Source organism: Pseudomonas reinekei, assembly GCF_001945365.1.
Taxonomy (GTDB): domain Bacteria; phylum Pseudomonadota; class Gammaproteobacteria; order Pseudomonadales; family Pseudomonadaceae; genus Aquipseudomonas; species Aquipseudomonas reinekei.
On sequence record NZ_MSTQ01000009.1, the window covers coordinates 212,872 to 227,645 of the forward strand.

Annotated in this window: 17 protein-coding genes and 1 tRNA gene; 11 read left to right on the forward strand and 7 right to left on the reverse strand. The window is 59.5% G+C overall.

All coding sequences use genetic code 11. The annotated features are described in order from the left end of the window. Nucleotides 1–15 precede the first annotated feature (15 nt). From atzF to BVK86_RS17030, 7 genes are all read left to right on the forward strand, one after another. Nucleotides 16–1,794, forward strand: a complete 1,779-nt coding sequence (gene atzF, locus BVK86_RS17000; RefSeq protein WP_075947512.1) for an allophanate hydrolase — start codon at nt 16–18, stop codon at nt 1,792–1,794. Nucleotides 1,795–1,986: 192 nt separating this feature from the next. Continuing rightward, nucleotides 1,987–3,480: a sensor domain-containing diguanylate cyclase gene (locus tag BVK86_RS17005; protein WP_075947513.1), complete on the forward strand. Its 1,494-nt coding sequence runs from the start codon at nt 1,987–1,989 to the stop codon at nt 3,478–3,480. Further along, nucleotides 3,467–3,685 (forward strand): cysteine-rich CWC family protein, encoded by a 219-nt coding sequence (locus BVK86_RS17010; RefSeq protein WP_075947514.1) that lies wholly within the window; start codon nt 3,467–3,469, stop codon nt 3,683–3,685. The genes BVK86_RS17005 and BVK86_RS17010 overlap by 14 nt, the downstream gene beginning before the upstream one ends. 34 nt (nt 3,686–3,719) lie before the next feature. Further along, entirely contained in the window at nt 3,720–4,412 is a 693-nt protein-coding gene (locus tag BVK86_RS17015) for a pseudouridine synthase (RefSeq protein ID WP_075947515.1), read from the forward strand. Between the two features lie 313 nt (nt 4,413–4,725). Continuing rightward, nucleotides 4,726–5,610, forward strand: a complete 885-nt coding sequence (locus tag BVK86_RS17020) for an alpha/beta fold hydrolase (protein ID WP_075947516.1) — start codon at nt 4,726–4,728, stop codon at nt 5,608–5,610. Between the two features lie 179 nt (nt 5,611–5,789). Beyond that, nucleotides 5,790–5,863 (forward strand) — tRNA-Gly (locus BVK86_RS17025). A 471-nt stretch (nt 5,864–6,334) separates the two neighbouring features. Then, on the forward strand, nt 6,335–6,604 hold the full coding sequence (locus BVK86_RS17030) for a short-chain dehydrogenase (protein ID WP_075947517.1): 270 nt from the start codon (nt 6,335–6,337) through the stop codon (nt 6,602–6,604). A 316-nt stretch (nt 6,605–6,920) separates the two neighbouring features. On the opposite strand, the gene tam is transcribed toward BVK86_RS17030, so the two are convergent. Continuing rightward, nucleotides 6,921–7,691: a trans-aconitate 2-methyltransferase gene (tam, locus tag BVK86_RS17035; RefSeq protein WP_075947518.1), complete on the reverse strand. Its 771-nt coding sequence runs from the start codon at nt 7,689–7,691 to the stop codon at nt 6,921–6,923. Between the two features lie 153 nt (nt 7,692–7,844). Between tam and BVK86_RS17040 the strand changes: the two genes are divergently transcribed. Further along, a complete protein-coding gene (locus BVK86_RS17040) occupies nt 7,845–8,255 on the forward strand; it encodes a low affinity iron permease family protein (protein ID WP_075947519.1) in 411 nt (136 codons plus the stop codon). A gap of 7 nt (nt 8,256–8,262) precedes the next feature. On the opposite strand, the gene BVK86_RS17045 is transcribed toward BVK86_RS17040, so the two are convergent. The 4 genes from BVK86_RS17045 to BVK86_RS17060 form a co-directional block, all read right to left on the reverse strand. After that, the gene (locus BVK86_RS17045; RefSeq protein WP_075947560.1) at nt 8,263–8,766 is read right to left on the reverse strand and encodes a DUF4142 domain-containing protein; all 504 of its coding nucleotides are present in this window, start codon (nt 8,764–8,766) and stop codon (nt 8,263–8,265) included. A 71-nt stretch (nt 8,767–8,837) separates the two neighbouring features. Continuing rightward, nucleotides 8,838–8,996 (reverse strand): KGG domain-containing protein, encoded by a 159-nt coding sequence (locus BVK86_RS17050; RefSeq protein ID WP_034150113.1) that lies wholly within the window; start codon nt 8,994–8,996, stop codon nt 8,838–8,840. Nucleotides 8,997–9,114: 118 nt separating this feature from the next. Further along, the gene (locus BVK86_RS17055) at nt 9,115–10,461 is read right to left on the reverse strand and encodes a sensor domain-containing protein (RefSeq protein ID WP_075947520.1); all 1,347 of its coding nucleotides are present in this window, start codon (nt 10,459–10,461) and stop codon (nt 9,115–9,117) included. 87 nt (nt 10,462–10,548) lie between these two features. Next, nucleotides 10,549–11,187, reverse strand: coding sequence for a LysE family translocator (locus tag BVK86_RS17060; RefSeq protein WP_075947521.1), 639 nt, complete (start codon nt 11,185–11,187; stop codon nt 10,549–10,551). Between the two features lie 152 nt (nt 11,188–11,339). On the opposite strand from BVK86_RS17060, the gene BVK86_RS17065 reads away from it, so the two are divergent. Both BVK86_RS17065 and BVK86_RS17070 read left to right on the forward strand, forming a co-directional pair. Further along, nucleotides 11,340–11,579: a CopG family ribbon-helix-helix protein gene (locus tag BVK86_RS17065; protein WP_075947522.1), complete on the forward strand. Its 240-nt coding sequence runs from the start codon at nt 11,340–11,342 to the stop codon at nt 11,577–11,579. Beyond that, nucleotides 11,569–11,853, forward strand: coding sequence for a type II toxin-antitoxin system RelE/ParE family toxin (locus BVK86_RS17070; protein ID WP_075947523.1), 285 nt, complete (start codon nt 11,569–11,571; stop codon nt 11,851–11,853). Before BVK86_RS17065 ends, BVK86_RS17070 begins: the two co-directional genes overlap by 11 nt. Nucleotides 11,854–11,871: 18 nt before the next feature. Here BVK86_RS17070 and BVK86_RS17075 read toward each other — a convergent pair whose 3' ends face one another. Then, nucleotides 11,872–12,780, reverse strand: coding sequence for a LysR family transcriptional regulator (locus BVK86_RS17075; RefSeq protein WP_075947524.1), 909 nt, complete (start codon nt 12,778–12,780; stop codon nt 11,872–11,874). A gap of 77 nt (nt 12,781–12,857) precedes the next feature. Between BVK86_RS17075 and BVK86_RS17080 the strand changes: the two genes are divergently transcribed. Beyond that, entirely contained in the window at nt 12,858–13,343 is a 486-nt protein-coding gene (locus BVK86_RS17080; protein ID WP_075947525.1) for a DMT family transporter, read from the forward strand. 78 nt (nt 13,344–13,421) lie between these two features. On the opposite strand, the gene BVK86_RS17085 is transcribed toward BVK86_RS17080, so the two are convergent. Then, complete coding sequence (locus BVK86_RS17085; RefSeq protein ID WP_075947526.1) at nt 13,422–14,753, reverse strand: MFS transporter; 1,332 nt, start codon at nt 14,751–14,753, stop codon at nt 13,422–13,424. Nucleotides 14,754–14,774 lie beyond the last annotated feature (21 nt).

Consider the following 14,774-nt stretch of genomic DNA (forward strand, 5'->3'; position numbering starts at 1 on the left):
ACAAGGACTCACGCCATGAATATCAATCTGCAACTCGACGCCCTGCGCAACGCTTACCGCGACGGCAGCACCACGCCCCGGCAATTGCTGCTGAGCCTGCGGGACAAAGCCGCGGCGCTGAACCCCGACTATCACCTGTTCATCCACTTGCTGAGTGTCGAGGAACTGGAACCGTATCTGGCGGCCCTCGACGGTCGCGACATCGACAGCCTGCCGTTGTACGGCGTGCCCTTCGCGATCAAGGACAACATTGATCTGGCGGGTATCGCGACCACCGCAGCGTGCCCGGCCTTTGCTTACGTGCCACAGCGTTCGGCAACCATCGTTGAGCAACTGCTGGCGCTGGGCGCGGTGCCGTTGGGCAAGACCAATCTCGATCAATTCGCCACGGGCCTCAACGGCAGTCGCTCGCCGTATGGCGTTTGCCCGAACAGCGTGCTGCCGGACTATCCGTCGGGGGGGTCCAGTGCCGGTTCGTCGTTGGCCGTGGCGCTCGGTGTCGCGAGTTTCTCCTTGGGCACCGACACGGCAGGCTCGGGCCGCGTACCGGCGGCGTTGAACAATCTGGTCGGGATGAAAGCCACCAAGGGGCTGATTTCCACCGCCGGGGTGGTGCCGGCCTGTCGCACGCTGGATTGTGTGACCACATTTACGGCGACCGCCCAGGAAGCCAGTCAGTTGCTGGCATTGACCGCCAGATTCGACCCCCGGGATGAGTACAGCCGCGACAATCCGCTGTGGAATGACGGCTCGGCGTTTGGCACGCCGCGCCCGTTCCGCTTCGGCGTGCCCCGCGCACAAGACCTGGCGTTTTTCGGTTGTGCTGAAGGCCCCGTGTTGTTCGGTGATGCGATCGAGCAACTCAAGCGCCTGGGCGGCGAAGCGGTGGAACTGGATCTCACGCCATTCCTTGAAGCGGCGCGCCTGCTCTATGAAGGTCCTTGGGTGGCCGAGCGCTATAGCGTGGCTGGCGAGCTGATGGAGCAGAATCCCGAAGCCGTGCTGCCGGTGATTCGTGCCGTGCTGGCCAAGGCGCCAGCCGTCAGCGGCGTGCAAACCTTCCGCGCCCAGTACCGCCTGCAAGCGTTGAAAGCCCTGTGCGACAAAGCGCTGGAAAACCTCGATTGCGTGGTCACGCCGACCATTGGCCGCCCCGTCACCCTGGCAGAACTCGCCGCCGAACCGGTGCAGCGCAATTCCGAATTGGGCTACTACACCAACTTCATGAACCTGCTGGACTACGCCGCCATCGCCGTGCCGAGCGGCTTCATGGGCAATGGTTTACCGTGGGGCGTGACGCTGTTTGGCCGGGCGTTTACCGATCAATATCTATTGAGCGTGGCGCACGGTTTGCAGCGCCAACAAGGTCTGGCAACGCCTGCGCCGACGACCGTTGCGCGCAATGACCGCGCCCGACTGGTGGTCTGTGGTGCGCACCTGGACGGTTTGGCGCTGAACTGGCAGCTCAAGCAGCGCGGTGGGCGATGGGTGGAAACGACATTCAGCTCACCGGACTATCAACTGTACGCCCTGGCCGGTGGCCCGCCGTTTCGTCCCGGCATGGTTCGGGTAAAGGACGGTGGCGTGGCGATTGCCGTGGAAGTGTGGGAGTTGCCAAGCAACGAATTGGGCTCGTTCCTGACCGGGATTCCCGCACCGTTGGGGTTGGGCAAGGTGCAACTGGCGGACGGTCGCTGGGAGAGCGGTTTTATTTGCGAGGCGTATGGCTTGCAGGGCGCGACCGACATCAGCCAGCTCGGCGGATGGCGTGCGTATCTGAAAAGCCTCGTCTGACAGTGTGCCTGTGGGAGCTTTCTCGCGATGACGTCAGCACGCCCCTCATGGGTGTCTGATACTGCGCGATCGCGAGCTCGCTCCCACAAGGCCCGGGCAAGATTTATGACCATTCGCGGCGCACATAGAGCAGTTATTTCCCGGCAGTGCCACTAGAATGCATGCCATCGGAATACTGACAACGGAATTGCCATGCCGCTTCGCTCGCCGCTGTATTCTCAACGTTCGTTGATCCTCACGCTGGTCGCGTTGCTGGGCGCGGGTTTCCTCGCCACGTCTTTTCTCAGTTACTACGCCTCGCGGGCGTCGATCCGCGACAACATCGTCAACACCGAACTGCCGCTGACTTCGGACACGGTGTACTCGGAAATCCAGAAAGACCTTGTCAGACCGATCCTGATTTCCTCGATGATGGCCCGCGACACCTTCATGCGCGACTGGGTGGTCAACGGTGAAAAAGATTCCGACCAGATGACCCGCTACCTCAACGAGGTCATGACCCACTACGGCGCCTACACCGCGTTCTTCGTCTCCAACGCCAGCCTGACGTACTACCACGCCAAAGGCGTGCTCAAGCAGGTCAAGGCCACCGAGCCACGCGATGCCTGGTACTTTCGCGTGCGCGACATGAAGGATCCCTACGAGATCAACGTCGACCCGGACCTCGCCAACAAAGACAACCTGACGGTCTTCATCAACTACAAAGTCCACGACTACAACGACCGCTTCATCGGCGCCGCCGGTGTCGGACTGACGGTCGATGCAGTGATCAAACTGATCGACAAATACCAGCAGCGCTACCAGCGCAGCGTGTACTTCGTCGACACGTTCGGACGCGTGGTGCTGACCGGCGCCGAGGGTGGACCGGACGGCGCACGTATCGGGCAGACCCTGGGCGAACTCGACAGCATGAAGAACCTGGTCAGCCAGTTGCCCAAACCCCACAGCGGCAGCTTCGAATATTCCGGCGAAGGCCAGGGACATTTCCTCAACGTTCGGTTCATCCCGGAGTTGAACTGGTATCTGTTTGTCGACAAACGCGAAGACGGCGACCTCAGTGACATCCGTCGCTCGCTGTACCTCAACCTGCTGATCTGCCTGATCGTCACGTTGACCGTGCTGGCCCTGCTCAATCGGGTGATCAAACGCTATCAGAGCAGGATCCAGGCCCAGGCCACCCTCGACAGTCTGACTGACCTGCCCAACCGTCGCGGCTTCGACCTGCTCGCCGCGCAAGCCATGCACGAAGCCCAGCGCGAGCCGAAACCGCTGACAGCGTTGCTGCTGGACCTGGACCACTTCAAGGCCCTGAACGACACCTACGGCCACCTCGCGGGTGATCAGGTACTGATCGGCTTTGCCCGGGACCTGGAGAGCTGCCTGCGGCATTCCGACATCGTCTGTCGCTGGGGCGGTGAAGAATTCATCGTGCTGCTCAAGGACACCGATGGTGAGACCGGTCTGATGATCGCCGAGAAAATTCGCCAGCATGTGGAGCAACAGCGTTATGCCTACAACGGCAGCACCCTGCATCTGACCGTCAGCATCGGCCTGACCACCCTGCAAACCGATGACACCTTGCACACCTTGCTGTCGCGGGCCGATCATGCGATGTACCGGGCCAAACAAAGTGGCCGCAACCGCACCTGCGTGGAAATGCCTCACTCCAGTTATGAACCCGCCTGATCTCTGCCCCGCCTGCGGCGCACCCAACGACTGCGCCCTGGCCGACCCGCGAACCGCTGACCGGGCATGCTGGTGCTACGGCGTCAGCATCGACCCGGCGGTGCTTGAAGCGCTGCCCGCCGAACTGCGCAACGCCGCGTGCCTGTGCCCGCGTTGTGCCGACGTCGAGGCGCAGTTGCAAGCAGCGACGCGGCCGATCGCGTAACATGCTCGGCCCTTTCTTTACCGATCCTTAAGTCATGCGCGTCGACCGCTTCCTCAGCAACTTGCCTCGCTTCAACCGTAAGCAAGTGCGCCTGTTGCTGGTCGAAAAACGCATCAGGATTGACGGCAAAATCGTCAGCGATCCGCACAGCGAAGTCCGCGAGTTCAGTCGCGTCGAGGTCGACGACGAAGTGCTGCAGACCGGCAAACCGTTGCGCCACTTCATGCTGAACAAGCCTGCCGGTTGCGTCAGCGCCACTCGCGACCCGCAACACCCGACCGTGCTCGACCTGATCCATGAACCGGACAAGGACGAACTGCACATCGCCGGACGCCTGGACTTCAACACCACCGGGCTGATGCTGATCACCAACGACGGCAGCTGGTCACGACGCCTGACCCAGCCGCAGACCAAACTGCCGAAGGTCTACTACGTCGAAACCGAGCAAGTCATCGGCCCCGAATACGCGATCAAATTCAACGAAGGCTTGTACTTCGCCTTCGAAGACCTCACCACCCAGCCCGCCGGGCTCGAGCTGCTCGGGCCGAAGTGCGCGCGCCTGAGCATCGTCGAAGGTCGCTATCATCAGGTGAAGCGCATGTTTGGCTACTTCAACAACAAAGTGCTGCGCCTGCACCGCGAACGCATGGGCCCACTGGTGCTCGACGACGCGTTAAAAACCGGCGAATACCGTCCGCTGAGGGTTGATGAGATCGAATTGATCTAAGCAGCCTACCGCTGAGCAGAAGTTGTCTAACAATTTACCAACGGCACTTGCGCAATGATGTGACCCCTGCTTGAATCAGGACGTCGGCCGAAATGTGACCGACAAGTCACCACATACTTCTAAGAAACTTTTTGCCGGTAGGAACCCTTGGGTTCCGGCCTCACCCGGCAGACTGCCCGCCAATAACAATACCCGTCGACCGGACTGCACTGGATCGACATGGGCCTCTCAAAATTCCAGGCATATGCCTACCTGTCACAAAGCTCGTGCAATCTCTTTTGCGCGCATACCCGCTTGCCAGGAGTCTTATGACATGAGGCCAGAAATCGCTGTGCTGGATATACAGGGTCAGTATCGGGTTTACACGGAGTTCTATCGCGCAGACGCCGCAGAGAAGACCATCATCCTGGTCAACGGCTCGATGGCCACGACTGCGTCGTTTGCACAAACCGTGAAGAACCTTCACCCGCAGTTCAATGTGGTCTGCTACGACCAGCCCTACGCGGGCAAGTCCAAAGCCCACAACCTGCATGAGAAATTGCTGACCAAGGAAGTCGAAGGGCAGATCCTCCTGGAGCTGATCGACCACTTCGCCGCCGAACACGTGCTGTCGTTTTCCTGGGGTGGCGCCGCGACCCTGGTCGCCCTCGCCCACCGGCCACGGCGCATCGAAAAAGCCGTGATCAGCTCGTTCTCCCCGGAGATCAACGCACACATGCTCGACTACCTTGAGCGCGGTGTGGATTACCTTGGCAGCCGTGATGGCGACCGGGTCGGCAATCTGGTCAACAGCACCATCGGCAAACACCTGCCGTCGCTGTTCAAGCGTTTCAACTACCGGCACGTCAGCAGCCTGGCCGATCACGAATACGGGCAGATGCACTTCCACATCAACGACCTGCTGCACAGCGACCGCCAGTGCTTCTTGAAAGCCTCGGAAAAAATCAACGTGCCAGTGCTGTTCATGAACGGCGAATGGGACGAATACACCGCCGCCGATGGCGCCCGGTTATTCGCCAACCACGTGCAAAACGCCACCTTCACCACCCTCGAAGCCACCGGCCATTTTCTCGACATGGAACACAAAGCCGCCTGCCGAGACAGCCGCAACGCCCTGATGGGGTTCCTGAAGCCGGCGCTGCACGAAAGCCGACCGCGTTACCACTACGTCCAGGACCACCATGCATTGGCCATTTGAAACAGCGTCATCGCGAGCAAGTTTCGCTCTACAGTGTTGAACGTATTCCTGTAACCGCGAAGCTTGCCCGCGACAGACCGTCATACGGTCGTTGCCCCGTGTCACCTGCGCTAAAGCCGTCTGGCACAAAGAAAAACTTCATTTCCCTGCGCACATCTGGTACAAAGTCACCGCTCTGAGCGGGTGTCGTATAATGGCATTACTCCAGCTTCCCAAGCTGATAACGAGGGTTCGATTCCCTTCACCCGCTCCAATCGAATTTTTAGTCTCACGTTAAGAGAGTTTTGACGGGGGCTGTAGAGACAGAAAAAACCGGCCTTGATGGCCGGTTTTTTTATGGCCGGCATTTAGTGAACCGCGGGGTCCACCCCCGAACTTAGAGCGCTCAATCGAAGCCGTTTTTCAGAAAAAGCAACGTCCTACAATAGTCTGGGAAATGTCCGTACACTTGCGCATTGCCGTGCGTTTGTCATGAGACCTATAGTCCGAGTGCGCCCAAATGGCGTGTCGGGTTTGGCGACTCGACGATACGGTGCAGAAGCTTCCGAGCTGTTAATCGGTGTGCTTTTGAACGCACTGTGCTGCCTGTTTTTTGGTAGCTGTGCGTGGGAGATCTTAGGATCTGCCGGTTTTGCCGTGTCCCGGTTCGCCAACCCGCGTACAGCTGCCACCCTTTGTTTGGCGACGATGGAGTGGTTAATTCAAAATTACACGGAAATCACTCATGCAAGAGTTCATGGCTTTAACCAGCAACGCCGACGACCTCCCCTCGTTTTACGTCAACACCACCCAACCGCTGCACTCACTGCTCAGCAGCGCCCGATATCGAATCGGTGCCGTGACGCAGGTTCTCGAAAACCTCGCGATGCGCGGTGAAATCAGCACCGACTCGGTGATTCTCAGCGACTTCGCATTGTTGTGCGCCATACCATTGCGCGATGGTTGCGATGTGCTGGATGTGATCGCCCGGCGCATGGATGCGGAAACGTCCTGACGGTTATTCGGGCGCCTTTGAAGGCGCTCGTATATTTTTCGTATCGATCTTCGTGCGGCAGTAAAGAAACCGTAGCAAGGCGTTGAGCCCGGAGAAAGATCCCCTATTCTCTCGGCTCACCTTCCGCTAAGAGATCAACATGGCCAGTTCAGAGTTGGGGATCATGATCATTTCAATGATCGGGTTGTTCGGCTTTGCCTCCTTTGCATTTGAATACTTGAGCGCCCGCCGCTCGAAAAAGAACAAGCTGCCGTAATGATTCGGGCGGTCAAGAAAAGGGACAGATGACTCCAAGGTCATCTGTCCCTTTTTTACATCATCGCGTTGCCACCAAAAACAAACGTGGGAACGGCAACAGCACTGAACCATCGCTCAAAGCCGGATAAGCCTTTTCGATAGCGGCCTGATACTGCTTCAGGTACTGCGCCCGCTCCGCCTCATCCAGCGGTTCGAGAAACGGTCGCAATCCGCTGCCCTTGAACCACTCGACCACACCCGAGGCACCGCCCGCCAATGGGTGATGATAGGTGGTGCGCCACACATCGACACGGGTGCAACAGGCTTTTAGTATCGAGTAGTAGCCGCTGGCACTTTCCATGTCAGTTCGCTGGTCAGCGGCGCCCGCCAGTTTGCCCGCCCATGGGCCGTCAGCCGCAACTTCACGCATCAGGCGATGCGAGGGTTGATTCAGATTGTCCGGCATCTGGATGGCCAGGCTGCCACCGGGAGAAAGTTTGCTCACCAGCGAAGGCAGCAACGTGGCGTGGTCCGGCACCCACTGCAGCACTGCGTTGGCAAAAATCACATCGAACGGGCCGCTTTCCTGCCAGGTGTCGATGTCCGCAAGGTCGAACCGCACCTGCGGCAAGCGCTTGCGTGCCGCTTCAATCATGTCGGTGGAACTGTCCAGGCCACGCACCGCAGCACCGGCAAAACGCTCTACCAGCAACTCGGTGGAATTGCCGGGGCCGCAACCGATGTCGATGGCCGAGCGCACGTCCCCGGCGGGGACCGCCGCCAGCAGGTCGCGGGCGGGACGGGTGCGTTCATCTTCAAAAGCGACGTATTGTTTGGCAGACCAACTCATTGCGTTCTCCTGTCGGTGTGTTGTCCTCGGGTCGCTACGATACCGCGTTGAACATCATCAAAGGTTTCAGAAAAACGGATGTTCAGTCACATCGAATTTTCACCTTACCGCCACTGTCTGAAATTCAAGCGCCTTCTGATAAGGAACACGGCCATGAAATTCGCAAAAGTCGCGCAGAAACTCGCCCTGTGGGCCGGCAGTCCCACCACCTTCATGGGCGCGATCATTCTGATTTTTTTGTGGGCGGTGAGCGGGCCGTTTTTTGGTTACAACGACACCTGGCAGCTGGTCATCAACACCTCGACCACCATCATCACGTTCCTGATGGTGTTCCTGATCCAGAACACGCAGAACCGCGACACGGACATTTTGCATTTGAAGGTCGATGAATTGCTGCGGGTGACCCAGGAGGCGCAGAACGCGATGCTCGGGCTTGAGGCGTTGGACCTCAAGGAACTGGAGGCGCTGAGAAAGCAGTATCGGCAGCTTGGCGAGGGCCAGACCGTTTCCCTGGACGGCACCGTCGTCCAGGAAAATGGCAATCAGAATTTGAATAAATGCTGATGGGTGGCTAGCGACTGGCCTGCAGCGCCCTGGCCATTTGCAGATGGTTTTGCAGTTTGGGCAAGGTTTCTTCGGCGAAGGCTTTGATTTGCGGTACATCGGTGGTTTGCGCCGTTTGCTCAAGCTGCTCAATGGCTTCCTGAGTCGTCTTCACCTGGCTCGCGGCATATGCCTCATCGAACGTCGCGCCGTCCATGACCTCAGGCATCAAGGTCTTGGCTTTCTCCACAACCTCTTCGCGGGGCGCCACCGGCAGGTCCAGTTGCTTGGCGATTTTCGCCAGATGCTGGTTGGCGGTGGTGCGGTCGTTGATCACGACGATGGTGTAATCCTTGACCTCTTTGGATTCCGCCTTCTGATGCGCCAGGCGGCTGGCTTCGATTTCGGCCACACCTTTGGCCGAGGCATCGTTGATGAATTCGGTGGGTGTCTGGGCAAAGGCGCTAGTGGCGCACAGGCCCAGTAATACGGCAAAACCGCTGTTGCGTAATCGGATGGTCATCGGGCTCATGGTCGCGCCCTCCTCTTCAAATTCAAACGGGAGCTTTCGCCCCCGCTTCTCAATCAAAACCACCTTCATCCTTACTTGGATTTCTGTGCGGGCTTGCGGCCCATATCGGGTTTCGCAGGCTCTTTATCGACAGTCGTTGTAGTGGTTTTCCCACCTTTGCGACCGGCTTCAGAGGCCTTGGTTCGATCGTTGGCGAAGTTTCCCGAGTTCGAGTTTCTTGAGTTAGGCATGATTCTCTACCTCTTGGTATTAATCGCGGCGAGCTGGAGCCCGCATAGAATCTGAATTTTCGCGCACCAAAAGGTTTAGAAAACCTGAAATCGCCACGACGAACGGTGGCGATTTTTTTCAGACGAGCCGCAGGTGATGTTCGCGCTTGGCGGTGTACATCGCTTCATCAGCGTGACGGAACAACTGTTTTTCTTCCGTGCCGTGTTCGGGGTATTGGGCGACGCCGATGCTGGGCTGGATGTTCAGGCTGTGTCCGTCCAGGCGCAGCGGCGCGGCCAGCACCTGACGGATTTTCCCGGCCACGCAATCGGCATCGCCCGAGGCGTGGATGCTGTGCAACAACACCACGAATTCGTCGCCGCCGATGCGCGCCACCGTGTCGGTTTCGCGCACGCAGCCCTTGAGCCGATTGGCCACGGTTTGCAGGAGCATGTCGCCCACCGCATGGCCGTGGGTGTCGTTGACCTGCTTGAAGCGATCGAGGTCGACGTACAGCAGCGCCATGCGCCCCTGTGCCTCACGCGCCGCCTCGATTGCGATTTTGAGCCGGTCACGCAGCAATCCGCGGTTGGGCAGCTGGGTCAACTGATCGTACTGGGCCATGCGCTGCAACCGCTCGTGCAATTGCTTGCGCTCGATCGCCGTCGCGATCTGCGCGCAGACATACTGCAACAGCTCTTTATCCTGCTCGGTGTAACGCTCGCCCCCCGGAATGCTTTTGACGATCAGTGCGCCGATGGTGCCGTTCTGTGAGTTCAGCGGCACGCCGAGCCAGCACGGCGAGTTCTGCCCGGTCACCAGCGCCTCGAAGCCCCCGGGTGGATGTTCCTGCCCCGGGGTCAGCAGGATCGGCAGACCGCTGCGGATAACTTCGGCACACAGCCGAGCGGTGATCGTGCCGGGCTGCTCGGGTTGAGGTCCGAGGTCGTCGACGTGGTAGGGGAAATTCAGCTCTGCACAGTGCTCGTCATACAACGCCACGGAAAAATTTAGCGCCGGCAACCACTCGCCGATGATCAGGTGGATGCGTTTGAACAGCGCCAGCAAGTCTTCCGCCGCATGGGCTGCTTCGGAAATCGCATAAAGTGCCGCCTGCCGGGACTCGGCCTGCTTGCGCTCGGTGATATCGCGAGCCACAGCAATGCGCAACTGATCGACCTCCGACCAGCGCGCCGACCAGAGAATGTGCACCACCTGGCCGTCCTTGCGCAGGTAACGGTTTTCGAAGTTGAGCTTGGGCTCGCCGTCCATGATCTCGCGGGCGGCGTCGAGGGTACGCTGGCGATCGGCCGGGTGCACCAGATCGATCATTGGCTGGCCGATCAACTCGTCGGGGCTGTAGCCGAAAATGCGCTCACAGGCGGCGCTGACAAAAACGAAGCGACCTTGTTTGTCGACCGCGCAAACGGCGTCCAGCAGGAGGTCGATGTAGCTCGCCAGCGGCGCGGAATTTCTGATGGTCATGGTGCCGAGCGCGTGTCCGAACAATGCAGCAATAAAAACCCATCCCTGACCCGTACGTGTGCGGCTGATGCATCCGGGCGATCAGCGTCAAGCCTTGTTCGTCACCAGCCCCGGCAGCGCATGGGCCAAAGCATTGATAGCAAAACCGATGAACATTACCCCGCACAACCGCGTAATCGCCAGCTCATGACGTTGATACAAGGTGCGTACCCGCTGCGCTCCGACAATGCCGATGAGGATAGCGTAGGCGATAAGGCCGCCAACAAAGCTCAGACATATCAGCCACGGCAACATCGACCAGGTCAGCAACTCGGCGCGGCTCGACAGCAATGCCGTGAACGTGGCCACCGCTACCGGGTACGCCTTCGGGTTGGTCAGGCCGAACAGGATGCCATGCCAAAACGGCTGGCGCGCCGGGCCTTGCGGCGCATCGGCACTGTTGCGGCGCGCCCTCACCGCACGCCAGCCGAGCCAGAACAGATAGAGGCCACTGAGCACGCCCAGCACATCAAACGCGGTGCTGCCGATTTCCCGCGCCCCGACAATCGCCACCAGCGCGGTGCTGCACCAAATCACATCCCCCAGCAAATGCCCGCAAAGAAACCCCGCCCCCGCCCGCCGCCCATGCGCCGCACCAATGCCAAACACCGCCAGCACGCCCGGTCCCGGGGTGATGCCATAAATGAATCCCGAGGCGAGCACGGCCATCAGCAGCGAGGGGGTCATGGGAAGTCCTTTTGCACGGTTTGGTGAATGGGCGCCAGTCTATATCAGTCGTTGCCTGTCGACTGAAACATCTCGACAGACGAACGGCCAGGCTGTGCACCCTAGATGACGGTGTACTATGTTGTATTACAAACCACTACATCGAGACCGTCATGTCAGTCATGTCTCTGCGCGTACCCGACGAAATCGCCGATACCCTCGCCAGACTTTCCAAAGCAACTGGGCGCAGCAAATCTTTTTTGGCTGTGGATGCGTTGCGCGAATACCTGGCCCGTGAAGCGTGGCAAATCGAGGAAATCCAGAAAGCCTTGAAAGAAGCCGATGAGGGTGACTTCGCCACACAAGAGGAAGTGACCGCAATCGCTGATAAGTGGACGGCCAATGCGCGTTGAGTGGTTGCGTACGGCGTTAAAAAATCTGGATGACGAAGCCGCGTATATCGCCATCGAGAATCCAAAAGCGGCAGCAGATTTCGTTCAGGCTGTTCTAGCCAGTGTCGATCACCTCGCCCGCTTTCCAGCGACAGGCCGTGAGGGACGTTTACCCGGTACTCGGGAATGGGTCATGCCTGATCGCCCCTATTTGATTCCCTATCGGGTTCGTGAAGGTCGGCTTCAGGTACTACGCGTCTTTCATACGCGTCGACTTCCGCCTTCCAGTTGGTAAAACTCATTTAGAAAACCCTTATCGCTTTATCCCCTCGGCAATTCGCTCATTCAACCAATTCAACGCCTGATCCCCGCCCCGCCGCTTGTGCCACACCAATACAAAGGTAAAGGATGGAATCTCAAACGGCGGCGGCACGACGACCAAGGTCGACTCATCGATGTCGCGCAAAGCCCGGGAGGCGACGGTGAGGATCAGGTCGGTGCCGCTGATGAATTCCGGGGCGACGCGCCAGTGCGGCAGGCTGACGGCGACACGGCGGCGTTCGCGCAGGCTGGTCAGGGCGCGCTCGATTTCCGGGGTGCCGCTGCCGCGCATTTCCAGCAGGACATGCGGGCGGCTTAGATAGGTGGCCAAGTCGAGGGTGCCTGTTTCAGGCAGGCTGCTGCGATCCACCAGGCAGGCGTAGCGCTCTTCGAACAATGGGGTGCTGCGTAACTCGTTGGGTATTTCTGGAAATACGGCAGCGGCGATATCGATATCACCGTTGAGCACGCCTTCGAGCATGCCTTCGCGGCTGGCGTGGCTGATTTGCAGGTCGATGCCCGGTGCCTCACGGCGCAGTGTACGGATCAACCCTGGCAGGACGATGGCGGCGCCGTAGTCGGACATCGCCAGACGAAAGGTGCGTTTGGCGGTGGCCGGATCAAAAGTGTTGGGCGCGAGCAGCGATTGCACTTGGGCCAGGGCTTCGGCCAGCGGCGCCATCAGTTCCAGCGCTCGCGACGTCGGTACAAGGCTGGAACCGGCGCGCACCAGCAACGGATCGCCGAGCAGATCGCGCAACCGCGCCAGCGCATGGCTGACCGCCGGTTGACTCAGGTGCAAACGTTCGGCGGCACGGGTGACGTGCTGCTCGTTGAGCAAGGCGTCGAGGATCACCAGCAGGTTGAGATCGATACGGCGCAGATCATTCATCTGATGCATGCTCTGAATAGCAAAACGGAATTTAAATCTGCGCGACGAATACTCTAGAGTCCAGCAAAACCTGTTGGAGAATGAACATGAGTACGTTGCATTGGGCCGGCCTGCTGCTGGCTGCGTTCGCCGGGGCGGTGGTGCCGTTTCAGAGTGCGATCAACGTCAATCTCGGGCGCGGGTTGGGTCATCCGTTGTGGGCAACTTTGGCCTCATTGGTGGTGAGTATTCTGGTGTTGTTGCCGATCATGCTGGCGCTGCGTTTGCCGCTGCCTTCGCTGGTATTTATTAGCAAGGCACCGCTGTGGATGTGGGCCGGTGGCGCGTTCGGCGTGTGTTTTATTTCTCTGGCGCTGGTGTTGTTGCCCAAGCTCGGCGCTTCGGGGTTCATGGCTTTGGCGCTGGCGGGGCAAGTGGTGGCTTCGCTGTTGCTCGACCACTTTGGCTGGTTCGGATTGGTAGAGCGGCAGGTGTCATTGCCCAAGGTGATTGGAGCAGTGTTGTTGATTGGCGGGGTGGTGTTGATTCAGTTTGGTGGGGTGGCGGGAAAAGCAGTGGTAGCGACTTCTTGAAGATCAAAAGATCGCAGCCTCCGGCAGCTCCTACGGGGATGCGTGGTCCCTGTAGGTGCTGCCGAAGGCTGGGTTCTTTTAAAACTTGTCGAGGGTGCGCAGTTTCTGCGGCAGTCCCCACATCAGCAGCGCCACCGCGATCAGTGCGCAGACGCCAATCACATACAGCGCCGGTGTGGTGCTGCCAGTCAGATCCTTGATGCGGCCGACCATGACCGGGCTGACAATGCCGCCGAACTGGCCCAGGGTGTTGATCACCGCAATCCCGCCCGCAGCCCCCGCGCCGGCACCGGCCAGCAGTTTCGGTGGCAGGGTCCAGAAGCTCGGGATCGAGGCGATGATCCCGGCGCCGAGCAGGCCCAGCGCGACGATCAGGAACGTTGTGTGGTTGGCGAAGATCCCCGCGCAGAAGAAGCCGATAGCCCCTACCGCGACCAGGCCGGCGACAAACTTGCGGCGTTCGCCGCAAGCATCGGACAGGCGCCCGATCACCACCATGCTGATCGCGCCGCAGATGTACGGAATGGCGGTCAGCAGACCGATCATCACCGGGCTCTCGGTGCCTGCGCTGCGAATCAGTTGCGGCGCCCAGAAGTTCAAGCCGTAAGACGCCACCTGAATCAGGAAATAGATCAAACCGAGGGTCAGGAAGCCCGGAATCCTTAGCGCCGCGAGCAGCGAGCCACCACTCTTGTGCGGCTCATGATGCGCGATGCGGCTGGCCAGCAGCGTCTTCTCCGACGGCGTCAGCCAATGGGCGTCTTCAATGCGGTCCTTGAGCAAGGTCAGCACCAGCAAACCGAGGCCGATGCACGGCACGCCGCCCAGCAAAAACAACCAGTGCCAGCCGCGCATGTCCATGAAGCCGTCGAGGTGTTGCAGCACCAGACCGGAGAACGGCGCGCCGACCAGACCCGCGAAAGCCGATGACAGGAACAGCATTGAGGTGATGCGCCCGCGATAGTGCTGCGGGAACCAAAGCGTCAGGTAATACAGCACGCCAGGGGCGAAGCCTGCTTCCATCGCACCGATCACGAAGCGCAGGACGTAGAACTGCCATTCGCTGTTGACGAATACCATCAACGCGGTGGCCAGGCCCCAGGACATCATGATCCGGGCGATCCACCGTCGAGCGCCGACCTTGTACAGCATCATGTTGCTCGGCACTTCGAAAATCACATAACCGACCACGAACAGCCCGGCGCCGAGGCCGTAAGCGGTGTCGCTCAGGCTCAGGTCGGCCTGTAGCTGGAACTTGGCGAAGCTGATGTTGATGCGGTCGAAAAACGCGAACAGGTAGCAGACCATGATCAGCGGCATCAGGCGCCAGGCGACCTTGCTGACCAGTGCTTTTTCTTCATCGTGGCTAACGGCCGGGCTCGCGCCGGCTTCCAGTGCATTAAGGCTCATTGTGGTTCTCCAGGCGGACTT